This is a genomic window from Streptomyces yongxingensis (genome assembly GCF_055597465.1).
Window position 1 is genome coordinate 5,690,528 of the sequence record NZ_CM145717.1, and the last position, 25,655, is coordinate 5,716,182.

The 25,655-nt window shown below is 69.8% G+C and carries 22 protein-coding genes and 2 tRNA genes; 11 read left to right on the forward strand and 13 right to left on the reverse strand.

Annotated elements, in window-relative coordinates; all coding sequences use genetic code 11:
• Nucleotides 1–104: 104 nt before the first annotated feature.
• Entirely contained in the window at nucleotides 105–827 is a 723-nt protein-coding gene (locus tag ACZ6TD_RS24435; RefSeq protein WP_471341634.1) for a DUF5324 family protein, read from the forward strand.
• 96 nt (nucleotides 828–923) lie between these two features.
• Here ACZ6TD_RS24435 and ACZ6TD_RS24440 read toward each other — a convergent pair whose 3' ends face one another.
• Together ACZ6TD_RS24440 and ACZ6TD_RS24445 are read right to left on the reverse strand one after the other, a co-directional pair.
• Complete coding sequence (locus ACZ6TD_RS24440) at nucleotides 924–2,075, reverse strand: response regulator (RefSeq protein ID WP_471341635.1); 1,152 nt, start codon at nucleotides 2,073–2,075, stop codon at nucleotides 924–926.
• Nucleotides 2,076–2,262: 187 nt separating this feature from the next.
• Nucleotides 2,263–2,335 (reverse strand) — tRNA-Ala (locus ACZ6TD_RS24445).
• A gap of 118 nt (nucleotides 2,336–2,453) precedes the next feature.
• Here ACZ6TD_RS24445 and ACZ6TD_RS24450 point away from each other — a divergent pair.
• Entirely contained in the window at nucleotides 2,454–2,999 is a 546-nt protein-coding gene (locus tag ACZ6TD_RS24450; protein WP_037954566.1) for a helix-turn-helix domain-containing protein, read from the forward strand.
• A gap of 45 nt (nucleotides 3,000–3,044) precedes the next feature.
• Nucleotides 3,045–4,763, forward strand: a complete 1,719-nt coding sequence (locus ACZ6TD_RS24455; protein ID WP_471341637.1) for a serine/threonine-protein kinase — start codon at nucleotides 3,045–3,047, stop codon at nucleotides 4,761–4,763.
• Between the two features lie 91 nt (nucleotides 4,764–4,854).
• On the opposite strand, the gene ACZ6TD_RS24460 is transcribed toward ACZ6TD_RS24455, so the two are convergent.
• The 11 genes from ACZ6TD_RS24460 to dnaA all read right to left on the reverse strand — a co-directional run bounded on the left by ACZ6TD_RS24460 (nucleotide 4,855) and on the right by dnaA (nucleotide 19,267).
• Nucleotides 4,855–6,210, reverse strand: a complete 1,356-nt coding sequence (locus tag ACZ6TD_RS24460; protein WP_471341639.1) for a hypothetical protein — start codon at nucleotides 6,208–6,210, stop codon at nucleotides 4,855–4,857.
• Between the two features lie 264 nt (nucleotides 6,211–6,474).
• Nucleotides 6,475–6,609: a DLW-39 family protein gene (locus tag ACZ6TD_RS24465; RefSeq protein WP_003958712.1), complete on the reverse strand. Its 135-nt coding sequence runs from the start codon at nucleotides 6,607–6,609 to the stop codon at nucleotides 6,475–6,477.
• A 191-nt stretch (nucleotides 6,610–6,800) separates the two neighbouring features.
• Nucleotides 6,801–6,874: transfer RNA gene (locus ACZ6TD_RS24470), tRNA-Ile, on the reverse strand.
• 61 nt (nucleotides 6,875–6,935) lie between these two features.
• Complete coding sequence (locus ACZ6TD_RS24475; protein ID WP_471341641.1) at nucleotides 6,936–7,706, reverse strand: DUF3566 domain-containing protein; 771 nt, start codon at nucleotides 7,704–7,706, stop codon at nucleotides 6,936–6,938.
• 3 nt (nucleotides 7,707–7,709) lie between these two features.
• Nucleotides 7,710–10,334, reverse strand: a complete 2,625-nt coding sequence (gene gyrA, locus ACZ6TD_RS24480) for a DNA gyrase subunit A (protein ID WP_471341643.1) — start codon at nucleotides 10,332–10,334, stop codon at nucleotides 7,710–7,712.
• 42 nt (nucleotides 10,335–10,376) lie between these two features.
• The gene (gyrB, locus tag ACZ6TD_RS24485) at nucleotides 10,377–12,407 is read right to left on the reverse strand and encodes a DNA topoisomerase (ATP-hydrolyzing) subunit B (RefSeq protein ID WP_471341645.1); all 2,031 of its coding nucleotides are present in this window, start codon (nucleotides 12,405–12,407) and stop codon (nucleotides 10,377–10,379) included.
• A gap of 307 nt (nucleotides 12,408–12,714) precedes the next feature.
• Complete coding sequence (locus ACZ6TD_RS24490) at nucleotides 12,715–13,275, reverse strand: DciA family protein (RefSeq protein ID WP_471341646.1); 561 nt, start codon at nucleotides 13,273–13,275, stop codon at nucleotides 12,715–12,717.
• Nucleotides 13,272–14,414 (reverse strand): DNA replication/repair protein RecF, encoded by a 1,143-nt coding sequence (gene recF / locus ACZ6TD_RS24495; RefSeq protein WP_471341648.1) that lies wholly within the window; start codon nucleotides 14,412–14,414, stop codon nucleotides 13,272–13,274. Before recF ends, ACZ6TD_RS24490 begins: the two co-directional genes overlap by 4 nt.
• A gap of 56 nt (nucleotides 14,415–14,470) precedes the next feature.
• Nucleotides 14,471–15,352: a phosphogluconate dehydrogenase (NAD(+)-dependent, decarboxylating) gene (gene gnd, locus ACZ6TD_RS24500; RefSeq protein ID WP_471341649.1), complete on the reverse strand. Its 882-nt coding sequence runs from the start codon at nucleotides 15,350–15,352 to the stop codon at nucleotides 14,471–14,473.
• Between the two features lie 105 nt (nucleotides 15,353–15,457).
• Nucleotides 15,458–16,588 carry a DNA polymerase III subunit beta gene (dnaN, locus tag ACZ6TD_RS24505; RefSeq protein ID WP_470003081.1) on the reverse strand — a complete coding sequence of 377 codons (1,131 nt, stop codon included), beginning with the start codon at nucleotides 16,586–16,588 and terminating at the stop codon, nucleotides 15,458–15,460.
• A gap of 861 nt (nucleotides 16,589–17,449) precedes the next feature.
• Nucleotides 17,450–19,267, reverse strand: a complete 1,818-nt coding sequence (gene dnaA, locus ACZ6TD_RS24510; protein WP_471341651.1) for a chromosomal replication initiator protein DnaA — start codon at nucleotides 19,265–19,267, stop codon at nucleotides 17,450–17,452.
• A 437-nt stretch (nucleotides 19,268–19,704) separates the two neighbouring features.
• Here dnaA and rpmH point away from each other — a divergent pair, with 437 nt between their 5' ends.
• The 8 genes from rpmH (at nucleotide 19,705) to ACZ6TD_RS24550 (ending at nucleotide 25,514) form a co-directional block, all read left to right on the forward strand.
• Nucleotides 19,705–19,842: a 50S ribosomal protein L34 gene (gene rpmH / locus ACZ6TD_RS24515; RefSeq protein WP_003956500.1), complete on the forward strand. Its 138-nt coding sequence runs from the start codon at nucleotides 19,705–19,707 to the stop codon at nucleotides 19,840–19,842.
• A 24-nt stretch (nucleotides 19,843–19,866) separates the two neighbouring features.
• Nucleotides 19,867–20,250, forward strand: coding sequence for a ribonuclease P protein component (gene rnpA, locus ACZ6TD_RS24520; protein ID WP_037954594.1), 384 nt, complete (start codon nucleotides 19,867–19,869; stop codon nucleotides 20,248–20,250).
• A complete protein-coding gene (yidD, locus tag ACZ6TD_RS24525; protein ID WP_020869966.1) occupies nucleotides 20,247–20,564 on the forward strand; it encodes a membrane protein insertion efficiency factor YidD in 318 nt (105 codons plus the stop codon). The genes rnpA and yidD overlap by 4 nt, the downstream gene beginning before the upstream one ends.
• 3 nt (nucleotides 20,565–20,567) lie before the next feature.
• A complete protein-coding gene (gene yidC / locus ACZ6TD_RS24530; protein WP_471341653.1) occupies nucleotides 20,568–21,707 on the forward strand; it encodes a membrane protein insertase YidC in 1,140 nt (379 codons plus the stop codon).
• Between the two features lie 15 nt (nucleotides 21,708–21,722).
• Nucleotides 21,723–22,232 (forward strand): Jag family protein, encoded by a 510-nt coding sequence (locus ACZ6TD_RS24535; RefSeq protein WP_020869968.1) that lies wholly within the window; start codon nucleotides 21,723–21,725, stop codon nucleotides 22,230–22,232.
• 111 nt (nucleotides 22,233–22,343) lie between these two features.
• Nucleotides 22,344–23,057 (forward strand): 16S rRNA (guanine(527)-N(7))-methyltransferase RsmG, encoded by a 714-nt coding sequence (gene rsmG, locus ACZ6TD_RS24540; RefSeq protein WP_037954600.1) that lies wholly within the window; start codon nucleotides 22,344–22,346, stop codon nucleotides 23,055–23,057.
• A 226-nt stretch (nucleotides 23,058–23,283) separates the two neighbouring features.
• On the forward strand, nucleotides 23,284–24,372 hold the full coding sequence (locus tag ACZ6TD_RS24545; RefSeq protein ID WP_471341655.1) for a ParA family protein: 1,089 nt from the start codon (nucleotides 23,284–23,286) through the stop codon (nucleotides 24,370–24,372).
• Nucleotides 24,369–25,514, forward strand: coding sequence for a ParB/RepB/Spo0J family partition protein (locus tag ACZ6TD_RS24550; protein WP_471341657.1), 1,146 nt, complete (start codon nucleotides 24,369–24,371; stop codon nucleotides 25,512–25,514). Before ACZ6TD_RS24545 ends, ACZ6TD_RS24550 begins: the two co-directional genes overlap by 4 nt.
• The last annotated feature ends 141 nt before the right edge of the window (nucleotides 25,515–25,655 follow it).

Below are 25,655 nucleotides of genomic sequence, written 5' to 3' on the forward strand. Positions count from 1 at the left end.
TCTTTCTTGGGATGGAAACACGAAACTGGGCAAATAGAGCGCGCAACGAGAACGCACGACTCTGAACCCCGGAGCTTGACCACGCCACCGAGGAGGAGGATCCCGTGACCCGCATTGACAGCGTGCGAGCCGCGACCGGCACAGCCAAGGGCAGCGTCCTGCACGCCGCGGAGGCGGTGGCGCCCTATGCCGGCACGGCCAAGGACACCGCGACGCGCTACGCGCACGAGGCCCGCGTCCGGCTGGCGCCGAAGGTCTCGACCGCGGCGCACCAGGCCCGGTGCACCGCCGGTGCTCAGTACCACTCCCATATCGCGCCACGGCTCAACCAGGCCCGTGGCACCCTCCCGCCGAAGGTGGACCAGGCCGCCACACGGGCCGCCAAGCGGACCCGTAAGGCGGCACGCCACGCCGCCGACTACACCGCACCGCGGGTGGAGCAGGCGATGGCCGGGGTGCGCGCGGCCGCAGGACCGGCGCGCGAGGAGGCGGCCGTCCGCACGGCAGCGGCCATCGCGGCGCTGCGCACCCATGTGACGGCCGCGGAGATCGAGAAGCTCGCCCGGAAGCACCGCCGCCGGGCCCGGGCCGCCCGCTTCACCAAGCGGGCGACCTTCATCGGGCTGGTCGGCGCGGGCGTCTTCGCCGCGTGGAAGTGGTGGGACAAGCAGGCCAACCCCGACTGGCTGGTCGAGCCCCCGGCGGCGACCGAGGTGGGCGACCGCGAGCGGCTCTCGGCGGTGGACGGCAGCGACCAGAGCGCCCTCGACCCCGAGGTGCAGGCCAAGCAGGCCGAGGCCGAGGCCCGCAGGGACGACGAGCGCTGACGGCGCCGCTCACGGCGCCCGGCCCAAGCCCCCCGTGAGGGGCGGGAGATCTCCTGATCTCCCGCCCCTCGCCCCGTCTCCGGCCCCGGCTCCGGCTCAGTCCGCCGGGTCCTCCCCCCGGGAACGGCGCTGCCGCCGCTCCAGGAAGATCTCGGTGAAGACCGAGACCTTGGCCCGCAGCGCCCAGGGGTCGAACGGCTTGGCCATGTAGTCCACCGCACCGGCCGCATAGCCCCGCGAGGAGTGCTCGGGATCGGAGCCCATCGCGGTGAGGAAGATGATCGGGATGTCGCGGTTGCGGGGGCGCCGCTTGATGTGGGCCGCCGTCTCATAGCCGTCCATCTCCGGCATCTGCACATCCAGCAGGATCACCGCGAAGTCGTCATGGTCGAGCAGCGCCTTGAGGGCCTCCTGTCCGGAGGTCGCGGTCACCAGCTCCTGGTCGAGCGTGGCCAGCACGGCCTCCATGGCCAGCAGATTGTTCTGCTGGTCGTCCACCACGAGGATCTTCGGCCGCGGCCCCATCGCCCGCTGGGGCGCAGCGGGCCCCTCTCGCCCCATGGGCTCCTCCTCCTGCAGCGGCACCGCGGCCGGGCGCTGGGACTCCACCATGGCCAGCTGCCGCTCCAGGACCAGACAGCGCTCCTCCGCAAGCCGCCCCCGCAGCCGCACCTCGTCCAGCTCTTCGGTGAGCCGCCGCACCTCCTGCTGGAGCAGATCCCGCTCCTTGATCAGCTCCTCCCGGTCCGGGATGTCCCGCTCCAGCGCGTCCGCCCGGGCGCGCTCCGTCACCCATGCCGCCTCGGCCTGGTTCAGCCGCACCTCGAGATCGGCGATGCGGTGCTTGAGGTCCAGCAGTGCCTCGCCCAGCACGTCCTGGTGCGCCATGGACACCCGCGCGTCCCGGTCGGCGTCGGCCAGCTGGATCTGCAGGATCTCCATGGCGTGCCCGGGGGAGCGGCTGGTGCGGACCGCGGCCCGGTGCAGCTCCCGCACCAGCTCGATGGCGGCCGGGGTGGGAGCGACGCCCCGCCGCTCGGCGAGATCGGTGAACAGATCGAAGACGAACTCCCACGGCGGGATGCGGGTGCCGTTCAGGAACCGCGAGATGGTGCTCGGATCCCGGTGCCTGCGCACCGCGTATCTGCGCACCGAGACCCCCAGCCCCAGGAACAGCTTCCTCAGCTCCACAGCGAACGCCCGGCACTCCTCGGGCAGGTTCTCGCCCAGCGGATGCAGCTCACCCATCGTGTCCCCCTGTACGGCGCGCCGCGCCGATCAGACGACTCCCGGGCGATCTGCCCGAGTTATGGAAAACACCCTGGAGCATCCCGCGGGTGTTGCGTCGGGCAATGACAAGAGTGGCAACACCGATATCAGGGGCGAAAACACATCAGCCAGGACATCGGTCCGCTGTCCTGGCTGGTGATGGAGGTGGAGCCTAGGAGAGTCGAACTCCTGACATCCGCCATGCAAAGACGGCGCTCTACCAACTGAGCTAAGGCCCCTTCGCCGATCAGGATACCTGGTACCGACCACCATTCCCGACCGGGTATCGCTCGCGCGTAGCGCTCTCCGTAGGATGCCACGCAAGATTCGCGGCAGCGAAGCGAAGGGGAGAGCGAGATGGACGCAACACAGCAGGATGCCACCGCGCGCGCACGGGAGCTTCAGCGCAGCTGGTACGGGGAGCCGCTGGGGGCGCTCTTTCGCCGTCTGATCGACGATCTCGGTCTGAACCAAGCCCGCCTCGCCGCCGTCCTCGGTCTGTCCGCGCCCATGCTCTCGCAGCTCATGAGCGGCCAGCGCGCCAAGATCGGCAACCCCGCCGTGGTCCAGCGGGTGCAGGCCCTGCAGGAGCTGTCCAGTCAGGCGGCGGACGGCAGGGTCAGCGCCGCCGAGGCCGCCGAGCGCATGGAGGAGATCAAGAAGTCCGCGGGCGGCTCGGTCCTCAACTCCACCCAGACCACGGCGAGCACGGGCGCCCCGACCGTACGGCGAGTGGTCCGCGAGATCCAGTCGCTGCTGCGGTCCGTGGCGGCCGCGGGGGACATCATCGATGCCGCCGACTCCCTCGCCCCCACCCACCCCGAGCTGGCAGAGTTTCTCCGTGTGTACGGCGCCGGGCGGACCGCCGAGGCGGTCGCCCACTATGAGGCGCACCAGAGCTGACGGGCTGAACTGCTGACGAGTCGATGACGGGGCGGGCACGGCGCGATGGGTGAGATCTTCGCGGGCCGGTACGAGCTGGTGGACCCGATCGGGCGCGGGGGCGTGGGCGCCGTATGGCGCGTCTGGGACCACCGCCGCCGACGGTACGTGGCAGCGAAGGTGCTCCAGCAACGCGACGCCCACACGCTGCTGCGCTTCGTCCGGGAACAGGCCCTGCGGATCGATCACCCCCATGTGCTGGCACCGGCCAGCTGGGCGGCCGACGACGACAAGGTGCTGTTCACCATGGACCTGGTGGGCGGCGGCTCGTTCGCCCATCTGATCGGGGACTACGGCCCGCTGCCGCCCCGCTATGTGTGCACCCTGCTCGACCAGCTGCTCTCCGGACTGGCCGCGGTGCACGCCGAGGGCGTGGTGCACCGGGACATCAAACCCGCGAACATCCTGCTGGAATCCACCGGGACCGGGCGGCCGCACGTCCGGCTGTCCGACTTCGGCATCGCGCTGACCAAGGGCGAGCCGCGCCTCACCGAGGCCAACTACGTGATGGGCACGCCCGGTTACTTCGCGCCCGAGCAGATGATGGGCGACGACCCCGACTTCCCGGCGGACCTCTTCGCCGTCGGGCTGGTGGCGCTCTATCTGATCACCGGGCACAAGCCCGACGCGGAGGCCCTCGTCAAGCTCTTCGAGCAGGGGGTGCCGAACGCGCCCACCGGGGTGCCCGAACCGCTGTGGCAGGTGCTCGCGGGGCTGCTGCAGCCGGATCCCGAGAACCGCTTCCGCACCGCCAATGGCGCGCGGAAAGCGCTGGCGACCGCGGTCGACCTGCTGCCCGAGGCCGACCTGGACGACGACGCCATCGAGGTCTTCGACCAACTCGGGCCGCTGCCCAGCGGATTCGGCCCCGACGGCCCCACCCGGCCGCGCCGCCGCCACGCGAAGGCCGACCCGCCCCAGGGCAACGGCGCGGCGCCGCCCCGGCCCCAGGTCACCGCCGACTCGGGCCCCGCCGACGAGGCGGCCGCCGGCCCCGACTCGGCCGCCTCCCAGCAGCCGGCCGCCCCGCGGCCGTCCATGTCCGACACCGGCAGCTTCACTCTCCCGCCGCCGCTCCCCCGGAACGACCAGCCGCGCGCCCCGCACACCGAGGCCCCCGGGGCTCCTGGGACTCCGTCCTCCGGCGCCGCGCCCGCCGAAGTCCGGCACCCCGAACCTCCGCACGCCCAGACGCCCTTGAACCGGACCCCACCGCACCAGCCCCCGGGCCCACCGACGCCGACGCCCCCGCCGCCGGCCGCCCAGCCCGCGACCCCGCCCCCGCCCCCGCCCCCGCCGGTCCAGCGGCCGTCGATACCCCACCCGCTGACCCCGCCGACCCCCTCGACGGCGGCCCCGATCCCACCGGCCCCACAGCCGCCCGTGCACCACCCGCACCACGCACAACAGCAGCCCCCACACCCCGTACAGCCGGTGCAGCACCCGCACCCGCATACGCCCACCCCCGCTCCCGCTCCCGCTCCGAACGCGGCTCCCACGCCGACACCGACGCCAACGCCGACACCCACGCCGACTCCGACCCCGACACCCACGCCGCCCCCGCGTGACTTTCCTTCTACTCGTCCATACACCGCGGAGCGGCCGCAGGTTCCCTCCGCGGCGCGGCGGCGCCCCGGACCGTCCCGGAGGGCGACGCTCTCGATCCTGATCGTGGCGGCGCTGTGCTTCGCCATCGGCGCATGGGCGCTCGTGGCCGCGGGCTGACCCCGCTCCGGGCCCAACCACGAAGCAACCCCAGAGCCCGCCCCCCAAGCAGGCCCCGGGCCCCGGCCCCCAATCAGGCCCCAGACCTCAACTACCAAGCAGGCGGCGGCCCGTACCGCTGCCGCGCCGAGGCCCGGCGCCTGGCGGTGAGCGTCCACGCCCCGAGCCCGAGCACCAGCGCCGTGCCGGTGCCGATCCCCGCGTACCCCACCACCCGCAGCGCGTCCTTCGAGTCGGCGGCGCCTGAGCCTGAACTCCCCATCAGGTCGCCGTCCGCCGCGTCCGGATGCCGCTTGGCCGCCCGCCGGTCGGCCGCCGTGAGGCCGAACCCCGCCTTGACCGGGTCCTTGCCGTAGGTGGGCCCGCCGCGCGCGTCGCCCGCGACCCGTACCCGCAGAACGACCGGCACCGGGCCGTTCAGATGCGGCGCCACCTGCGGCGGGTTGAGGGTGACCGCCAGGAAGTACCCACCGCTGAAGCTCATCGCGCGGACCGTGGAGCCGGTGTTCGCATACCGGTTTCCGTAGGCCACCGGCGCGGTCGCCACCTGGGTGCGGGGCGATTCGCCGTCCTGCGCGGCGGGGGTGCCGCGCTTCGCGAGCCCGCGCGCCGGGTTGTAGGCGTGCAGCGCCAGGGCACGGTCGAGCAGTCGGGTGCTCTGGTCCTTGCCGTCGGCGGACAGTTCGGCGGCGGCGGAGAGGCGCTGCCCCCAGTCCACGGGCACCCGGTAGAAGTGCGTCTCCCCCGGCGTGATCTCGTCCTTCCAGACCCCGGTCCCCAGGGTCGGCGCGTCGGTGAAGCCGCGCCCGCCGCGCCTCGGCAACGGAGTGCCGTCCGGCGCCTCGGGAGACGGCGAGCTCGAACTCCCCTCCGGGGCCGCCCCCGTGGCCCCGCCCTTCACCGGTGGCTCCACCATCAGCCGGAGCTCCACCGGCCAGCGCTCCGGGTCCGGTGACCCCGACTGGCGCTCCACGGTCGCCACATAGCGCCCCGCCTGGTGGCAGGAGGCCGGGCCGGAGTCGATCTGGCGGGAGGCGTAGTCGGCCAGGGGATAGGCCACGCCGCTCGTCTCGATCTTCGGGGAGGCGGTGCCGCAGACGCCCCCGTCGGGGCTCTCCAGGGTCACCTTCACGCCATCGCGGTACGAGGTCACCTCGGCCCCCGGCCGGGGTGCCGCGACCGCCGAGACATAGGCGGCTGACTTCGTGTCGAGCGTCACGCCGTAGTGCCGCTTCTCGCCCGGCCCGACGCTGTCGACATAGGTGCGGCCGGCCACCAGGGAAGGGGCGCCCGCGTCACCGTCGGAGCCGGATATCCGGGTGCCGCGGGTCTCATACGCCCGGGCCCCGGTGGCGTTGTCGGCGAGGGACGTCCCCGGTGCCGCAGCCACCGCGCACAGCGCCGCCGCCGCGGCGAGACCGGCCCTGACCTTGCGACGGTCCTTCATCGCGCGTCACTCCTCGTCGTACCGGCCGGTCGGCCCGCTCAACCCCGGCCTGGCCGGCTCGTTCAACCCGACCTGGCCGGCCCGCTCAACTTTGCCTGTGCAAGCTATTCGTTTGCGAGAGTGAAACACGAAGGCCCCCCGGCATCCCATCCCCCCGACGCTCCCCCCGACGCCCCGCCACTTCCCCGCCACGGCGCCAGTAAAGCCGACGGGGCCCCGACCGCTCCAGCGGTCGGGGCCCCGTACCGGGACTGTTGGAGGAGCTCACACACCCGAACCTGCGGGCACGGAGTCGGTCGCCTCCGTCCACAGATCCTGCTCGGCGCGATCCGCCTGGATCTGGCGGTACACGAGGAGCCCGCCGATGGCGGCCAGTGCGACCAGGAGCAGCTTCTTCACCGCGCTACCTCGTCTCTTTCTTGACGTAGGGGACCTCTGGCGCCCGATGATACACACCGACCGATACCGATCGGTGACCTATGACCGGCATTGGCCGGTCAGAAACCGGGAAGGAGGCGGGGATCAACTCCTTGCCCCCATACGACATCAGCCTGGGCGGAGAAGATCTCCGCCCAGGCTGATCGCGACGGTGGGGCTAACAGGACTTGAACCTGTGGCCTCTTCCTTATCAGGGAAGCGCTCTAACCGTCTGAGCTATAGCCCCGCGCTGCACCGAAAGATTAGCGCACCACCTGCCCTGTCCCAAAATCGGTAACGACGGGCCGCTACTCGTCCTCGGCCAGGGTCAGCTCGACGCCGCCCACGAAGCCCGCCGACAGGTTGTAGATGAAGGCCCCGAGCGTGGCCAGCGCGGTCGCCAGCACCACATTGATCACGGCGATGATCCCGGTGAACCCCAGGACACGCGGAAGCGACAGGAAGGACTCCAGGTCGAACCCGCTGCCCTTCTGCGACTCCGTGGCGTCGCTGATGGTGCCGCCCACCGCGCTGAAGACGCCCATGGCGTCCATGACCATCCACAGCACCGCCACCGCGATCACGGTGCAGATCCCCAGCGCGATCGCCAGCAGGAAGCTGACCTTCATGACCGACCACGGATCGACCCTGGCGACCCGCAGCCGCGCCTTGCGGGTCCGCGGCGCCGGACGGGCCCCCGCGGGCGTCCGGGGGCGGCGGACGGCCGTGGCGGCCTGCTGGTGCCCCGTCTGGGCGGCCTGAGCCGACTGGCCGGGCGCCGAGCCGCCCCGTCCGGCCCCGCCGCCGGGCGGCGGCGCGTACGCCTGCGGCGGGTGGTACGGCTGCGCGGGCTGGGCGGGGGCGGGACGCTCGTTGGGGAGCGGGCTGGAGTACTGGGGCTTGGGGTGCGGATCGCGCTGCGGCCGCAGCTTCCGGGTCTCGGTCACCGCCGCGGCGGCGGAGTCCCCGGCCGGGCCACGGGCGCCGTCCCCAGCGGTGTGACCGCCCGTCGGGGCTTCCGATCCCGGACGCCCTCCGGCGTCCGCACCGCCGCCCGCGGCACCCGTGGCTCCACTCACGACTTACTCCTCGGTCTCGTCGGCCGGGGGCGCTGTGCCCTCGGCCGCCTCGGACGCGGCCTCCTCGGCTGGCGCGTTCACGGTCGCGGTTTCTTCCTCGACCTCTTCAGCCTCACGACCGGCCTCGGCGTTCCGGGCGATGCCCACGACGGCATCGCGCTTGCCCAGGTTGATCAGTTGGACGCCCATGGTGTCACGGCCCGTCTCCCTGACCTCATTGACCCGGGTGCGGATCACGCCACCGCTGAGCGTGATGGCGAGGATCTCATCGGTCTCCTCGACCACCAGTGCCCCGACCAGGGAACCACGGTCCTCGACGATCTTCGCCGCCTTGATACCGAGACCGCCGCGCCCCTGGACGCGGTACTCGTCGACATCGGTCCGCTTCGCGTACCCGCCGTCGGTGGCGGTGAACACGAACGTACCGGGCCGGACCACATTCATCGAGAGGAGCTCGTCACCCTCGCGGAAGCTCATGCCCTTCACACCGGAGGTCGCGCGCCCCATCGGCCGCAGCGAATCATCGGTCGCCGTGAACCGGATCGACTGGGCCTTCTTGCTGATCAGCAGCAGATCGTCCGCGGAGGAGACCAGTTCGGCGCCGATCAGCTCGTCCTCGCGGCCGTCCTCCATCTCCCGGAGGTTGATCGCGATCACACCGCCCGAGCGGGGCGAGTCGTAGTCCTTCAGCGGGGTCTTCTTCACCAGGCCGGACTTGGTGGCCAGCACCAGGTACGGCACCGCCTCGTAGTCCCGGATGGCGAGAATCCGCGCGATCTTCTCATCGGGCTGGAAGGCCAGCAGATTCGCCACATGCTGGCCGCGCGCGTCGCGTCCCGCGTCCGGGAGCTCGTACGCCTTCGCCCGGTAGACCCGGCCCTTGTTGGTGAAGAACAGCAGCCAGTGGTGGGTGGTCGAGACGAAGAAGTGCTCGACGATGTCGTCCTGCTTCAGCTTCGTCCCGCGCACGCCCTTGCCGCCGCGCTTCTGCGAGCGGTAGTCCTCGGTCTTGGTGCGCTTCAGATAGCCGCCACGGGTGATCGTGACGACGATGTCCTCCTCGGCGATCAGGTCCTCGATGGACATGTCGCCGTCGAAGGGGACCAACTTGGAGCGCCGGTCGTCGCCGTACTTCTCGACGATCGCGGTCAGCTCCTCGCTGATGATCTGCCGCTGCCGCTCCGGCGAGGCCAGGATCGCGTTGTACTCGTTGATCTTCGCCTGAAGCTCGTCGTGCTCCTGAATGATCTTCTGGCGCTCCAGGGCGGCCAGCCGCCGCAGCTGCATCTCCAGGATCGCGTTGGCCTGGATCTCGTCGATCTCCAGCAGACCCATCAGGCCGCCGCGCGCGGTGTCGACCGTGTCACTGCGCCGGATCAGCGCGATGACCTCGTCGATCGCGTCCAGGGCCTTGAGCAGACCGCGCAGGATGTGCGCCCGCTCCTCGGCCTTGCGCAGCCGGAAGCGGGTCCGGCGGACGATGACCTCGACCTGGTGGGTGACCCAGTTGCGAATGAACGCGTCCAGCGAGAGGGTGCGCGGCACACCGTCGACCAGCGCCAGCATGTTGGCGCCGAAGTTGGTCTGCAGATCGGTGTGCTTGTAGAGGTTGTTCAGGACGACCTTGGCGACCGCGTCCCGCTTGAGCACGATGACCAGGCGCTGGCCGGTGCGCGAGGAGGTCTCGTCGCGGACGTCGGCGATGCCGCCGATCCTGCCGTCCTTCACCAGGTCGGCGATCTTCTGCGCGAGGTTGTCCGGGTTCACCTGGTACGGCAGCTCGGTGACCACCAGGCACTGCCGGCCCTGGATCTCCTCGACCTCCACCACCGCGCGCATGGTGATCGAGCCGCGCCCGGTGCGGTACGCCTCCTCGATGCCCTTACGGCCGACGACCAGCGCCCCGGTCGGGAAGTCCGGGCCCTTGATCCGGTCGATCAGGGCGTCGAGCAGCTCCTCCTGTGTGGCCTCGGGGTTGGCCAGGGCCCACTGGGCGCCCTCGGCCACCTCGCGCAGATTGTGCGGCGGGATGTTGGTGGCCATGCCGACCGCGATCCCCGCCGAGCCATTGATCAGCAGGTTGGGGAAGCGGGCCGGCAGGACCGTCGGCTCCTGGTTACGGCCGTCGTAGTTGTCCTGGAAGTCGACGGTCTCCTCGTCGATGTCCCGGAGCATCTCCATCGACAGCGGCGCCATCTTGCACTCGGTGTACCGCATGGCCGCCGCGGGGTCGTTGCCCGGGGAGCCGAAGTTGCCGTTGGAGTCGACCAGCGGCATCCGCATGGACCACGGCTGGGCCAGCCGCACCAGCGCGTCGTAGATCGACGAGTCGCCGTGCGGGTGGTAGGTGCCCATGACGTCGCCGACGACGCGGGCGCACTTGTAGAAGCCCTTCTCGGGGCGGTACCCGCCGTCGTACATCGCGTACAGCACCCGGCGGTGCACCGGCTTGAGGCCGTCCCGGACGTCGGGCAGCGCACGGCTGACGATCACGCTCATCGCGTAATCGAGGTACGAGCGCTGCATCTCCGTCTCGAGGCCGACCGGCTCGACACGGAGGGCGGCGCCCTCGGCGAGCTCGTCGGGGGTCAGGTCGTCGGGCGTGTTCGGGGTGTTCTCGTCGGCCATTGCTGGTCAAAGTCCTTCTGTCGTCTGCGGCTGGGGGCCGACTCAGATGTCGAGGAAGCGGACATCCTTGGCGTTGCGCTGGATGAACGAGCGCCGTGCCTCGACGTCCTCACCCATGAGGACCGAGAACAGGTCGTCGGCCTGGGCCGCGTCGTCCAGCGTGACCTGGCCCAGGACACGGTGGTCCTGGTCCATCGTGGTCACTCGCAGCTCTTCGGCGTTCATCTCGCCCAGACCCTTGAAGCGCTGGACGGAGTCGTCCTTGATGCGCTTGCCCTGCTCCCGGCCGGCCTGGATCAGCGCGTCCCGCTCCCGGTCCGAGTACGCGTACTCGACCTCGTCCCGGCCCCACTTGATCTTGTAGAGCGGCGGACGGGACAGGAAGACATGCCCCGCCTCGACCAGCGGGCGCATAAAACGGAAGAGGAAGGTCAGCAGCAGGGTGTTGATGTGCTGGCCGTCGACATCGGCGTCCGCCATCAGAATGATCTTGTGATAGCGGAGCTTGGCGATGTCGAAGTCCTCGTGCACCCCGGTGCCGAAGGCGGAGATCAGCGCCTGGACCTCGTTGTTCTGCAGGATCTTGTCGACCCGGGCCTTCTCGACGTTGAGGATCTTGCCTCGGATCGGGAGGATCGCCTGGTACTGCGGGTTGCGGCCGGACTTGGCCGAGCCGCCGGCGGAGTCACCCTCGACGATGAAGATCTCGCACTTCGACGGGTCGTTGGACTGGCAGTCGCTCAGCTTGCCCGGCAGCGAAGCGGTCTCCAGCAGCCCCTTGCGGCGGGTCAGATCGCGCGCCTTACGGGCCGCGACGCGGGCGGTGGCCGCCTGGATGCCCTTGCGGACGATGTCCGCCGCCTCGTTGGGGTTGCGGTCCAGCCAGTCGGCGAGATACTCGTTGACGATCTTCTGGACGAAGGTCTTGGCCTCCGTGTTGCCCAGCTTGGTCTTGGTCTGGCCCTCGAACTGGGGCTCGCCCAGCTTGACCGAGATGATCGCGGTCAGACCCTCGCGGATGTCCTCACCGGTGAGGTTGTCGTCGCGCTCCCGGAGCAGCTTCTTGTCGCGCGCGTACTTGTTGATCAGGTACGTCAGCGCGGCGCGGAAGCCCTCCTCGTGGGTGCCGCCCTCATGGGTGTGGATGGTGTTCGCGAAGCTGTAGACACCCTCGGTGTACTGCGTGTTCCACTGCATCGCGAGTTCGAGGGAGAGCATCCGCTCCTTGTCCTCGGCCTCGAAGCCGATCACCGTGGGGTGGACCAGCTCACCCTTGCGGGAATTGAGGTAGGTGACGAAGTCGACGATGCCGCCCTCGTAGTGGTACTTCACGGAGAGCGGCTTGCCCTCCTCGTCCACATGGGCCTCGCGCTCGTCCGTCAGCGAGATCGACAGTCCCTTGTTGAGGAACGCCATCTCCTGGAAGCGCCGGGCCAGCGTCTCGAAGGAGTACTCGGTGGTCTCGAAGACGTCCGGGTCCGCCCAGAAGGTGACCGTGGTGCCGGTCTCCTCCGTGGCCTCGTTCCGGGCCAGGGGCGCGGTCGGCGCTCCCGTCTTGTAGTCCTGGGTCCAGCGGTAACCGTCCGTCTTGACCTCGACCGACACCTTCGACGACAGGGCGTTGACGACGGAGACGCCGACGCCGTGCAGACCGCCGGAGACGGCGTAGCCGCCGCCGCCGAACTTGCCGCCCGCGTGCAGCACGGTCAGCACGACCTCCACGGCCGGCTTCCCCTCCGAGGGGACGATGCCCACGGGGATCCCGCGGCCGTTGTCCACGACGCGGACGCCGCCGTCGGCGAGGATCGTGACCTCGATGGTGTCCGCGTGACCGGCCATGGCCTCGTCGACGGAGTTGTCGACGACCTCTTGGACGAGGTGGTGCAGGCCGCGCTCACCGGTGGAACCGATGTACATACCGGGTCGCTTGCGGACCGCCTCCAGCCCCTCCAGGACGGTGATCGCACTGGCGTCGTACGACGGCGGAGCCAGGGCCTCGCCGTCGGGCGTGGACGGGATGTTTTCGATGGGGTTGCCGGAATCGGCCACGAAGCGCCCTTTCTGGCACAGCACAAGCCGTCTCCGGGCAGGCGGGAGCGGCTGCGTCGTTCAACATGTGTCCGCAAGCGCTCGGCGCGCCAGCGGCGACGGTGTACGGCCCCAGTCTACCGGTAGCGCCGACAAGAATGGGGGCTTGCTGCCGCCTGAGTCCGCATGTGCCGCCCTGAACCGGATGCCGCCGACTCCCCATATGCGGGGACGGGCTCCAAGAGGCTCACGCCGCCACTCAGCGCTTCGGGCTGTCAACCACCGGCTACCGTGACCGGGGTCTCAGCAGTCACCCTGTTACCCCCGGTTAACACCAGCGCTCGAACCCCGGTCAGCCGTAGGTGTCCCCCGGGCCCATGGAGCCCGGGGAGCGCAGCGGGCCGTAGCGCCGGGGCGGGCCGCCGGGGCCCAGAACCTTGATCAGCTTCACCGTGCCCTGGCCCAGATCGGCGTTGAGCCGGGCCACGAGCTGGGGCGCGAGCAGCCGCAGCTGGGTCGCCCACGCCGTGGAGTCACAGCGCACCGTGAGCACCCGGGCGTCCTCGTCATAGCGCTGGGGCTCGCAGTGCTGGGCCACCTCGGGGCCCACCATCTGGGGCCAGCGGCCCATCACCCCGCCGACCGCGGCCGGGGTCTCCCAGCCACGCTCGGTGATCAGCCGGTTGATCGCAGCACCGAGCGGAAGCGGATCGCGGCCATCGGCGCGCGCGCCGGAGCGCAGGCCCCCTCTGCGCGCCTGCTTCTTCTGCTGGGCCGCGGCTCCCCGGGCGCGCGCCTGTTCCTTGGCGGCGCGCAGCGCCACCCGCGCGAGATCGACGCCTGAGGGCTCGGGCACCGGCGAGGGACCGGGCGCCGCCGAGGGCCGCGCGGGCTGGTCCGTCCCGTCCGTCATACGCGCCGCACCTCGCCCTCGGACACCGCATAGCGCGTACCGGTCAGAACATGCGGGACGTCGTCCTCCACCGCCGCGGTCACCAGCACCTGCTCCCCGGGGGCGACCAGCTCGGCCAGCCGCTCCCGGCGCCGCTCGTCCAGCTCCGCGAAGACGTCGTCGAGCACCAGCACCGGCTCGCCCGCCTCGGTGCGCAGCAGATCGTAGGAGGCCAGCCGCAGGGCGAGGGCGTACGACCAGGACTCGCCATGGCTGGCGTAGCCCTTCGCCGGGAGCCGGCCCAGCTTGAGCACCAGGTCGTCGCGGTGTGGGCCCACCAGCGTGACCCCGCGCTCGATCTCCTGCTTACGGGCCTCGGTGAGGGCGGCCATCAGCAGCTCGTACAGCTCCTCGCGGCTGCCCGCGTCGGCCAGCCCCTCACCGGCCGAACCGCGGTACTCCAGCAGCACCGGGCCGCCGCCCGGGGCGAGCTGCTCGTACGCCTTGTCGGCGAGCGGCTGGAGCACAGAGATCAGATCGAGCCGCTGGGCGAGCAGCTCGGCACCGGCCCGGGCCAGATGCTGGTCCCAGACGTCGAGGGTGGACAGGGCCGCGTCGCCACCCCCGCTGCGCGAGCCGTGGCGCCGGGCCAGGGCGGCGGTCTTCAGCAGGGTGTTGCGCTGCTTCAGCACCCGGTCGTAGTCGGAGCGGACCCCCGCCATCCGGGGCGCCCGCGTGGTGATCAGCTCATCCAGGAACCGGCGGCGCTCGCCCGGATCGCCCTTGACCAGGGCCAGATCCTCGGGCGCGAACAGCACCGACCGCAGGATCCCCAGCACATCGCGCGGTCTGACCTGCGACGATCGATTGATACGGGCGCGGTTGGCCTTGCCCGGGTTGAGCTCGAGCTCGATCAGCTGCTGCCGGTCCCCCTGGACGACCGCGGCCCGGACCACGGCCCGCTCCGCGCCCATGCGCACCAGCGGGGCGTCGGAGGAGACCCGGTGGCTGCCGAGGGTGGCCAGGTAGCCGACGGCCTCGACGAGATTGGTCTTGCCCTGGCCGTTGGGCCCGACGAAAGCCGTGACGCCCGGGTCGAGCGCCACCTCGGCCCGGGCGTACGAGCGGAAGTCGGCGAGCGAGAGATGCGTGACGTGCATGGTGGGCTGCGCCGACCTCCCCCGGCAGTACTGCGTGCTTCCACCCCGAGGGGTGGTTACTTCTCGTTGCTCTCGACCGCGTGGCCACCGAACTGATTGCGCAGCGCGGCGACCATCTTCATCTGCGGCGAGTCCTCCTGGCGAGAGGCGAACCGGGCGAAGAGCGACGCGGTGATCGCGGGCAGCGGCACGGCGTTGTCGATGGCGGCCTCCACGGTCCAGCGGCCCTCACCGGAGTCCTCCGCGTAGCCCCGCAGCTTGCCCAGGTGCTCGTCCTCGTCCAGGGCGCGGACGGCCAGGTCCAGCAGCCAGGAGCGGATGACCGTGCCCTCCTGCCAGGAGCGGAAGACCTCGCGGACGTCGGTGACCGAGTCCACCTTCTCCAGCAGCTCCCAGCCCTCGGCGTACGCCTGCATCATCGCGTACTCGATGCCGTTGTGGACCATCTTGGCGAAGTGGCCCGCGCCGACCTTGCCGGCGTGGACGGCGCCGCCCTCGCCCTCGGGCTTGAGCGCGTCGAAGATCGGCTGGACCCGGGCCACATGGTCGGCGGAGCCGCCGTACATCAGCGCGTAGCCGTTCTCCAGACCCCATACGCCGCCGGAGACACCGCAGTCGACGAAACCTATGCCCCTGGCGTTGAGCTGCTCGGCGTGCTTCTCGTCGTCGGTCCAGCGGGAGTTCCCGCCGTCCACGACGACGTCGCCGGGCGACAGCAGCTCGGCCAGCTCATCGATGGTGATCTGGGTGGGGACGCCCGCCGGGACCATGACCCACACCACTCGCGGGCCCTTGAGCTTGGTGACGAGCTCATCGATGCTGTGGACATCGGCGACGTCCGGGTTGCGGTCGTATCCGATGACGGTGTGGCCTGCGCGGCGGATGCGCTCGCGCATGTTGCCGCCCATCTTGCCGAGGCCGATGAGACCGAGCTCCATCAGTGATCCTTCGTGCCGTAGTCCGTTGCGTTTCGCGGTGAATCCGAGCCTACGCCCGCGGGTAGCCGCACAGATGTGGGCTACACCTGCTCATTCGCTCGGCTTTCAGCCACTCAGTCGGACCGGCATGATCAGGTACTTGTACGCCTCGTCCGCCTCGGCGTCCATGGCGGGCTTGCCACTCAGCAGGGCTGGCTTGGTCGAGGTGGTGAAGGACAGCTGGGCGACCGGCGAGTCGATCGCGCTGAGGCCGTCCAGCAGGAACGTCGGGTTGAAGGCGATCGAGATGTCGTCGCCGTCGAGCTGGGCGTCCACCCTTTCCACAGCCTGTGCGTCGTCGCTGGATCCGGCCTCCAGGATCAGCACGCCCTGCTCGAAGGTGAGCCGCACCGGAGTGTTGCGCTCGGCGACCAGGGCCACACGCTTGACGGCCTCGACGAACGGGGCGGTCTCGATCACCGCGACCGAGTTGAACTCGGTGGGGAAGAGCGTGCGGTACTTCGGCAGGTCGCCCTCGAGCAGCCGGGTGGTCGTACGGCGCCCGGCGCCCTCGAAGCCGATCAGGCCCTCGCCCGCACCCGAGCCGGAGAGCGCGAGCGCGACGGTGTCACCGCTGGTCAGCGACTTGGCGGTGTCGAGGAGCGTCTTGGCGGGCACCAGCGCGACGGCGGAGACGTCGGGGGTCTCGGGCTTCCACAGGAACTCGCGGACCGCGAAGCGGTAGCGGTCGGTGGAGGCCAGCGTGACGGTGTCGCCCTCGATCTCGATCCGCACACCCGTGAGCACCGGCAGGGTGTCGTCACGGCCGGCGGCGATGGCGACCTGGGCCGCGGCGGCGGCGAAGACCTCACCGGGGACGGTGCCCGTCGCGGTCGGCATCTGCGGCAGCGCGGGGTACTCCTCCACAGGGAGGGTGTGGAGTGTGAATCGCGAGGAGCCGCAGACCACGGTGACCCGCACGCCGTCGCTGGAGATCTCCACCGGGCGGTTGGGGAGGGCGCGGCAGATGTCGGCGAGGAGCCGGCCGGAGACGAGGACCGTGCCGTCGTCCTCGATGTCGGCCTCCACCGAGACGCGGGCCGAGACCTCGTAGTCGAAGCCGGAGAGGCTGAGCGCGCCCTCCTCCGCCTTCATCAGGATGCCCGCGAGGACGGGCACCGGCGGTCGGGCCGGGAGGCTGCGGGCCGTCCAGGCCACTGCCTCCGCGAGTACATCGCGCTCCACCCGGATCTTCACCGTAAGCCGCCTCCTGCTTGTTGCTGGCTCGCCCTGCTGGCCTTCGTCGTCGGCTGAGTCGCCGGAGACCAGTCTGACGCACGCCGCCGACAGTCGGTGCGGCTCGGGGTCAAGTCGGTGCGCGGGGTGTCGGGCGGCTCGGCCCGAGGTTGTGCACAGGCCCCACTTCGAAGCGGTTTCCTCGCTATCTCTATGTGGTCGTAGTAGTAGGCCCTGTGGAAACCGTGGAAAACTCGATCTGCCCTGGTCAGAGGCGCTTTTTTATCCACCGGGCCTGTGGGTGGGGGCGGTGGACAACCAGGGCTGTCTGTGGACGCCGAAGAGTTCTGCACATGCGATGCACAGACATCGCCCGGTTCTCCCCAGCGCCGTCCCCAGTTTTACCCACCTTCCCCACAGCCCAACCCGCCTCTTCGGTGTGACGCCTTTCACTCGGCCCGGTGACCGTGGCCGTTTCGTTGCCGAACAGTGGACAGCGGTGTGGAGAAGCTGTGGGCAACGGGCCTTCGGCTGTGGGTTGCCGGTGGACAAGCTGACGCGCGGCCTGTGGGCATCTCGATCATCCACAGTCTGTGGACTCCGGTTAGCCACAATTCCACACCCTGCTGACCTCGGGGGATCCCCTTTCCACCGCGCACCCTGTGGACGCGATCGGGACAACTCCCATGTCCCCAGGGTGTGGACGGTGGATGAGCTGTGGATCTGTGGAGAACCGGGTCGGCCGGGCAGGGAATCGAACAGCTTCGTAGCGGTGAACGACGAGGGACAGCGATGTGACGAGGGGGTACGACGAAGGGCGCCCCGGGAGTTGTCCGTCCCGGAGCGCCCTTCAGCGGTTCGCGGTGGCCCTGCGGGCCCCTCTCAGCCGTTCTTGATGCGGTTGGTCAGCTCGGTCACCTGGTTGTAGATGGAGCGCCGCTCGGCCATCAGAGCCCTGATCTTGCGGTCGGCGTGCATCACCGTCGTATGGTCGCGGCCGCCGAACTGCGCGCCGATCTTGGGCAGCGAGAGATCGGTCAGCTCCCGGCAGAGGTACATCGCGATCTGCCGCGCGGTGACCAGCACCCTGCTGCGGGAGGCCCCGCACAGATCGTCCACCGTGTGCCCGAAGTAGTCGGCGGTCGCGGCCATGATCGCGGTGGCGGTGATCTCCGGGGCCGCGTCCTCGCCGCCGGGGATCAAGTCCTTCAGCACGATCTCCGTGAGCCCGAGGTCCACCGGCTGCCGGTTCAGGCTCGCGAAGGCCGTCACTCTGATCAGCGCGCCCTCCAGCTCACGGATGTTGCGGGAGATCCGCGAGGCGATGAACTCCAGCACCTCCGGCGGCGCGTTCAGCTGCTCCTGCACCGCCTTCTTACGGAGGATCGCGATGCGCGTCTCCAGCTCCGGCGGCTGCACATCGGTGATCAGGCCCCACTCGAAGCGGTTGCGGAGCCGGTCCTCCAGGGTGACCAGCTGCTTGGGCGGCCGGTCGGAGGAGAGCACGATCTGCTTGTTGGCGTTGTGGAGCGTATTGAAGGTGTGGAAGAACTCCTCCTGCGTCGACTCCTTGCTCGCCAGGAACTGGATGTCGTCGACCAGCAGGATGTCCATGTCGCGGTAGCGCTTGCGGAACGCGTCCGCCTTGCCGTCGCGGATGGAGTTGATGAACTCGTTGGTGAACTCCTCGGAGCTCACATAGCGCACCCGGGTGCCGGGGTAGAGGCTGCGCGCGTAGTGCCCGATGGCATGCAGCAGGTGGGTCTTGCCGAGCCCGGACTCGCCGTAGATGAACAGCGGGTTGTACGCCTTGGCCGGAGCCTCGGCGACGGCGACCGCCGCGGCGTGCGCGAAGCGGTTGGACGCGCCGATGACGAAGGTGTCGAAGAGGTACTTGGGGTTCAGTCGCGCGGTCGGCTCACCGGGGCCGGACGCGGGCGCGGGCTGGGCGGCGAGCGGGCCGGGGGCGCCGGTCTGCGAGGGCAGCACGGGCGGTCCGCCGCGGGCGCGCTCGAGCGGGTCGGGCAGATCGTGGCGCTGCTCGTACGGCGGGCGCTCGGGGCCGCCCGGCCCGGGGCGCTCGGCGCCCGGACCGCGGTAGTCGCCGCGCGGCTGCTGCTCGTACGGCGGCTGGTCGTAGCCGGGCTGCTGGTCATAGCCGGACGAGGAGCGCTGGGAGGCGTACGGATCGCTCTCGGGGAAGCCGCCGAGCCGGGGCTGCTGCCAGCCGTAGTCGTCACGGCTCCGCGGCCAGGCGCCCGGCTCGGGGCGCGACTGCTGATACCCGGGGTACGCGGGGCGGGCCGACGGAAGATCGTCCGGCGCCTGGCGGCCGTAGCCGTCCCGGCCGTCGTAGCCCTGCTCGTAGGACTCGCGCTGTTCGCGCTGGGGCTGCGGGGGGACGATCGGTTCGCCGGCGGACTCGTCCACGGTGATCGCGATGCGGATCGGGCGGCCGCACTCCCGGCTCAGCGTTTCGCTGACGACGGGGGCCAGCCGGCCCTCCAGCACGCCCTTGGCGAATTCATTGGGGACGGCGAGCAGCGCGGTGTCGGCGACCAGGGCGAGGGGCTGGCACCGCTTGATCCAGTGCTCGTCCTTGGCCTCGACGCCTTGTCCGCCCTGCCCGGAGCCCTCTCCCAGCAGCCGCTCGAGCACACGTGGCCACACTGCGGCAAGATCGGCGGGTACGTCAGCCACAGGGCACGCTCTCTCACTCGCTGGGTGGGGGACGCCGACAGGTCCCACGAATGCGTGGTTCTCGGGACGGGCGTGAAGGAATCGGAGCCCAGCCACGGTAGTCAGGCCGGGGTACGCGGTTCAAGTCGTTGTCCACAGGGTGTGTACAAATGTGCCATGCGATGTCGCCGGGCGTTCCCTTGCCCCTACTCTGTGGGGGGATAGCGCGCTGTCAGGGTGTCGGCCACCGGTTTGACCGGATGGCGTAACCGCGCGTACCGTAACCAGGTCGAGTTGTCGATGGCTGCTGCCGCCTGCCTCCGATGGGCAAGGATTCACGGGCTGATGATCCGTGGTCGTGAAGCGGTGCACTCGGGCGTATTGCGAGCTACTCGTGGGCGCACGGTGACAGCCAAGCGATAGACCGCCACCATCCGATTCATTTCTGGAGCCCCCGAGTGAGCAAGCGCACCTTCCAGCCGAACAACCGTCGTCGCGCGAAGACCCACGGCTTCCGGCTGCGGATGCGCACCCGTGCCGGCCGCGCGATCCTCGCGTCCCGCCGTAGCAAGGGTCGCGCCCGCCTGTCGGCCTGAGCAGCCTGACCCAAGGTCCATGACGTGCTGCCTACCGAACATCGGCTGAGGCGGCGCGAGGACTTCGCGGCCGCGGTACGCCGAGGACGCAGGGCCGGGCGCCCGCTCCTTGTCGTGCACCTTCGCACCGGCCTCACCAGCGGTGATACGGACCCGCACGCATCCGGGGAGAGTGCTCCTCCGGCGCGTGCGGGTTTCGTCGTGAGCAAGGCGATCGGCGGTGCCGTCGTCCGCAATCTGGTGAAGCGGAGACTGCGCCATCTGATGCGGGACCGCATCGACCGATTTCCCGCAGGTAGCCTTGTGGTCGTACGGGCGCTGCCCGGCGCGGGTGAGGCGGGTCACGACCAGCTGGCCCGCGATCTCGACACGGCAGTGCAGCGGCTACTGGGAGGGGTGCCGCGATGAAGTACCCGCTGCTGTGGTTGATCAAGCTGTACCAGTGGACCATCAGCCCGATGCTGGGACCGGTCTGCAAGTACTACCCGTCGTGCTCGCACTATGGCTATACGGCCATCAACCGGCACGGCGCGGTGAAAGGAACGGCGCTGACGGCCTGGCGCATCCTGCGCTGCAACCCATGGTCACTCGGTGGCGTCGACCACGTCCCGCCCCGGAAGCGTCCGGTGTGGCACCAGCGGCTGCGGAACCGCCTCGGCGGGCATCCGGCTGTGGAGCCTGCCGCACAGCCCGAGACCCAGCCCAAAGCCCAAGGAGCCTGATTCGTGGACACGATCCTCGGTCCTCTTTATGACGTAGTTTCCTGGATCATCGTCCAGTTCCACTCGTTCTACAGCTTGATCTTCGATCGGGACAGTGGCTGGGCGTGGGGTCTGTCCATCGTTTCGCTGGTGGTGCTGATCCGGATCTGCCTGATCCCGCTCTTCGTGAAGCAGATCAAGTCGACGCGGAACATGCAGGCGCTCCAGCCCAAGATGAAGGCGATCCAGGAGCGCTACAAGAGCGACCGGCAGCGCCAGTCCGAAGAGATGATGAAGCTCTACAAGGAGACGGGTACCAACCCGCTCTCGAGCTGTCTGCCGATCCTCGCGCAGTCGCCGTTCTTCATCTCGCTGTACCAGGTGCTCAACCACATCGCGAACAACAGGACGGTCGGTGTCATCGACCAGTCGCTGCTGGACAGCGCCCGTAACGCCCACATCTTCGGCGCTCCGCTGTCGGTGAAGTTCATGGACTCGGCCACGAAGGTCGAATCCCTCGGCGCCTCGCTGACCGACGTCCGCATCGTGACGATCACCATGATCGTCCTGATGTCGGCCTCGCAGTTCTTCACCCAGCGCCAGCTGATGACCAAGAACGTCGACCTCACGGTGAAGACGCCGTTCATGCAGCAGCAGAAGATGCTGATGTACGTCTTCCCGATCATGTTCGCCGTCTTCGGCATCAACTTCCCCGTCGGTGTCCTCGTCTACTGGCTGACCACCAACGTCTGGACCCTGGGCCAGCAGATGTTCGTCATCCGCCGGAACCCGACCCCGGGCAGCCTCGCCTTCAAGGCCCGCGAGGAGCGGCTGCGGGCCAAGGGCAAGCTGAAGGAGGAGCCGGCCGAGGTCGCCGCGAAGCAGGCGGTCGAGACGGCGCGTGCCAACCGTCAGCAGCCCAAGCGCCAGACCAAGGCGCAGCGCTCCACGACCGGCCACAGCAAGGCCAGCTCGCAGCCGGCTTCCTCGGCCTCCACCGCGAAGTCCGCCGAGGACAAGCCCGCCGAGAAGCAGGGCACGGGGCAGAAGAAGGGCGCGCAGGGCGGCAAGCCGGCCGGCGGTTCGGCTTCCGGCTCCTCCCGTGGCGCGAAGTCCGGCCAGCGCAAGGGCCAGCAGCGCCCCAAGCACCCGTCCAAGAAGTAACGAAGGAGTCCATCCGTGACGGAAGGCACCACCCCGGCAGCCGAGGGTGTCGACACCCTGACCCGCCTTGAGCAGGAAGGGGAGATCGCGGCCGACTACCTCGAGGGGCTGCTGGACATCGCGGACCTCGACGGCGACATCGACATGGACGTCGAGGCCGATCGCGCAGCGGTGTCGATCATCAGCGACTCGACCAGCCGTGATCTGCAGAAGCTGGTCGGCCGCGATGGCGAGGTGCTGGAGGCCCTTCAGGAGCTGACCCGCCTCGCGGTGCACCGGGAGACCGGCGACCGCAGCCGGCTGATGCTCGACATCGCCGGATACCGGGCCCGTAAGCGTGCCGAGCTGACCGAGCTGGGCACCAAGGCCGCCGAGGAGGCGAAGGGTACCGGTCAGCCGGTGAAGCTCAAGGCGATGACGCCCTTCGAGCGGAAGGTGGTGCACGACGCCGTGGCCGCCGCCGGACTGCGCAGCGAGTCCGAGGGCGAGGAGCCCCAGCGCTGCGTGGTCGTGCTTCCGGTCTGAAGCGGTTCCGACTCGTGATCCACACGGCCCCGTCTGCACGCAGACGGGGCCGAATCTTGTCAGCCTTACATCATCGTTCAGCACAGTGTTCGGTACGGAAGGACGGTCCCCGTGACGGAAGCAGCGGAGCTCCCCCCGGCGCCCCCCGAGGCAAGGGATGTATTCGGTGACCGTTTCCCGGAGGCCGTCCGCTACGGCGAGCTGCTGGCCGATGTGGGAGTGACGCGTGGGCTGATCGGCCCGCGCGAGGTGCCGCGGCTGTGGGAGCGGCATCTGCTGAACTGCGCCGTGCTCTCCGAAGTGGTGCCCGAGGGGGTCACCGTTTGCGATGTGGGGTCAGGGGCCGGGCTCCCCGGTATCCCGCTCGCCCTGACCCGTCCCGATCTCCGGATCACGCTGCTGGAGCCCTTGCTGCGCCGGACGAACTTTCTGCGGGAAGTGGTGGAGCTGCTGGGGCTGGAGCATGTGACGGTGGTGCGCGGCCGCGCCGAGGAGGTCCTCGGCAAGCTGACCCCGATGCATGTGGTGACGGCTCGGGCGGTGGCTCCGCTGGACCGGCTGGCCGGCTGGGGGGTTCCGCTGCTGCGCCCGTACGGCGAGATGCTGCTGCTGAAGGGCGACACCGCCGAGGAGGAGCTGAAGCAGGCCCGGGCCGCGCTGGGCAAGCTGGGCGTGGTGGGGACCTCGGTGCTGCATGTCGGTGAGGGAGTGGTGGACCCGCCGTCCACGGTGGTGCGGGTCGAGGTCGGAGAGAGCCCCGGGGGTGTGCGCTTCGCGGCGAAGCGGGCCAAGGCGGCTCGCCGGTCGCCGCGCCGTCGGCCCTGAGTCAAGGGCATTGCTCCATACAAGCTGGCAAAACTACACATACCGGAGTGTCGCGACCCATCGACGAGGTCTCCCGTGCATCGTGTTTCACGTGAAACGTCGCTCCCTGTTGCATGGAATCATCAGTCGCGGTCGTGCGGCGGCCTTGCCCCGCGACCGCCGACCCCGTGTGAACGTGGATTCATCCACAGGAGAACGGGCCCCGCTGGTTCACGACCCCAAAAGCATGGCAGGCTCTGCTTATTGCGAGCCTGATGTCGAGGAGAGTGAATCCTTGCGGTCCGACGCCAACATCGCGGGGCCGATGACCGATCCGGTCCCCGGCCCCCGTACCGAATCGCCGGGGGAGGATGTTTCACGTGAAACGCCGCCTCCGATGGACGACACCCCTATCGGCCGCGCCGCTCAACTGGCGGTCGAAGCCCTGGGTCGCGCCGGTGAGGGGCTGCCCAGGCCGGAACAGACCCGGGTGATGGTGGTCGCCAACCAGAAGGGCGGGGTCGGGAAGACCACGACCACGGTCAACCTGGCCGCCTCGCTCGCCCTGCATGGTGGTCGGGTGCTGGTAATCGACCTCGACCCACAGGGCAATGCCTCGACGGCGCTGGGGATCGACCACCACGCCGAGGTTCCCTCGATCTATGACGTGCTGGTCGACAGCAAGCCGTTGTCCGACGTGGTGCAGCCGGTCCCGGATGTGGAAGGTCTCTTCTGTGCTCCGGCCACGATCGATCTCGCCGGTGCCGAGATCGAGTTGGTCTCTCTGGTGGCCAGGGAGAGCCGGCTTGAGCGGGCCATCGAGGCGTATGAGCAGCCGCTGGACTACATCCTCATCGACTGCCCGCCCTCGCTCGGCCTGCTGACGGTCAATGCGCTGGTGGCCGGCGCGGAAGTGCTGATCCCGATCCAGTGCGAGTACTACGCGCTGGAGGGGCTGGGGCAGCTACTGCGGAATGTGGATCTGGTGCGGGGCCATCTCAACCCCAAGCTCCATGTCTCAACGATCCTTCTCACCATGTACGACGGTCGCACCCGGCTGGCCTCCCAGGTCGCCGACGAAGTGCGGAGCCACTTCGGCGGTGAGGTGCTCCGGACGAGCATTCCCCGATCGGTGCGCATCTCCGAGGCCCCCAGCTATGGGCAGACCGTCCTCACCTATGACCCGGGGTCGAGTGGGGCGCTCTCCTATCTGGAGGCGGCCCGTGAGATCGCCCTCAGAGGTGTCGGCGTGCACTACGACGCCCAGCACGCTCATGCCTTGCCCGAGCTCAGCCAGCACGACCAGCACAGCAGCATGCAGGAGGGGATTCAGTGAGTGAGCGACGCAGAGGACTGGGCCGTGGGCTCGGTGCCCTGATCCCTCCCGCGCCGAAGGGGACGGACAACGCCGGGTCCTCGGCGGGGGCGGGAACGGTCACGACGACCGGGGCCACCACCTCACCGACCGCGGTCCCGGTGCTCACCCAGGAGCGCGGAGTGGCGGCGGCCAAGGTGGCCGGACTGGCCACGCATACCGTTCCACAGGAAACCGAGCCCGCGCCGCGGGAGCAGGAGCCCGAGGCCGCCGCCCCGGAGGCGATCCCGGAGGAGGTGGCCGGGGCCCACTTCGCCGAGCTGCCGCTGGACTTCATCACCCCCAACCCGCGGCAGCCCCGTGAGGTCTTCGACGAGGACGCGCTCGCCGAACTGGTCACCTCGATCCAGGAGGTCGGACTCCTCCAGCCCGTCGTCGTACGGCAGTTGGCGCCGGAGCGCTATGAGCTCATCATGGGCGAGCGCCGCTGGCGGGCCTGCCGTGAGGCCGGGCTGGAGAAGATCCCCGCGATCGTCCGGGCCACCGATGACGAGAAGCTCCTGCTCGACGCGCTGCTGGAGAACCTCCACCGGGCCCAGCTGAATCCGCTGGAAGAGGCGGCGGCGTACGACCAGCTGCTGAAGGACTTCAACTGCACGCATGACGAACTGGCCGACCGCATCGGGCGCTCGCGTCCGCAGGTCTCCAATACGCTGCGGCTGCTGAAGCTCTCCCCGTCCGTCCAGCGCAGGGTGGCCGCCGGGGTTCTCTCCGCGGGCCATGCCCGGGCACTGCTCTCCGTGGACGACCCGGAGGAGCAGGACCGGCTGGCCCATCGCATCGTCGCCGAGGGCCTCTCGGTGCGTGCGGTGGAGGAGATCGTCACCCTGATGGGATCGCGCTCGGGCGGTACGACCAAACCCAAGAGTCCAAGGGCGGGCGCGAGGGTGTCCCCCGCGCTCACGGATCTGGCCTCACGTCTCTCCGATCGGTTCGAGACGCGGGTGAAGGTCGACCTCGGTCAGAAGAAGGGAAAGATCGTCGTCGAGTTCGCCTCAATAGAGGATCTCGAGCGGATCCTCGGCACGCTGGCCCCCGGTGAGGGGCCGGTGCTGGAGCAGCCGCTCTCCTCCGAGGGCGGAGCGGCGGACGAGGACGAGTGAGGCGCTGCCCGTGCGGCCAATGCCGCACGGAAGGGCAGCGGGGCGGGTCGCGTTCCGACATGGTCGGAACGCGACCCGCTGTTTGCCCAAGGGCGGTATCGGTGCAATCTCGGCACGGATACGATGCGATCAGGTAAGGCG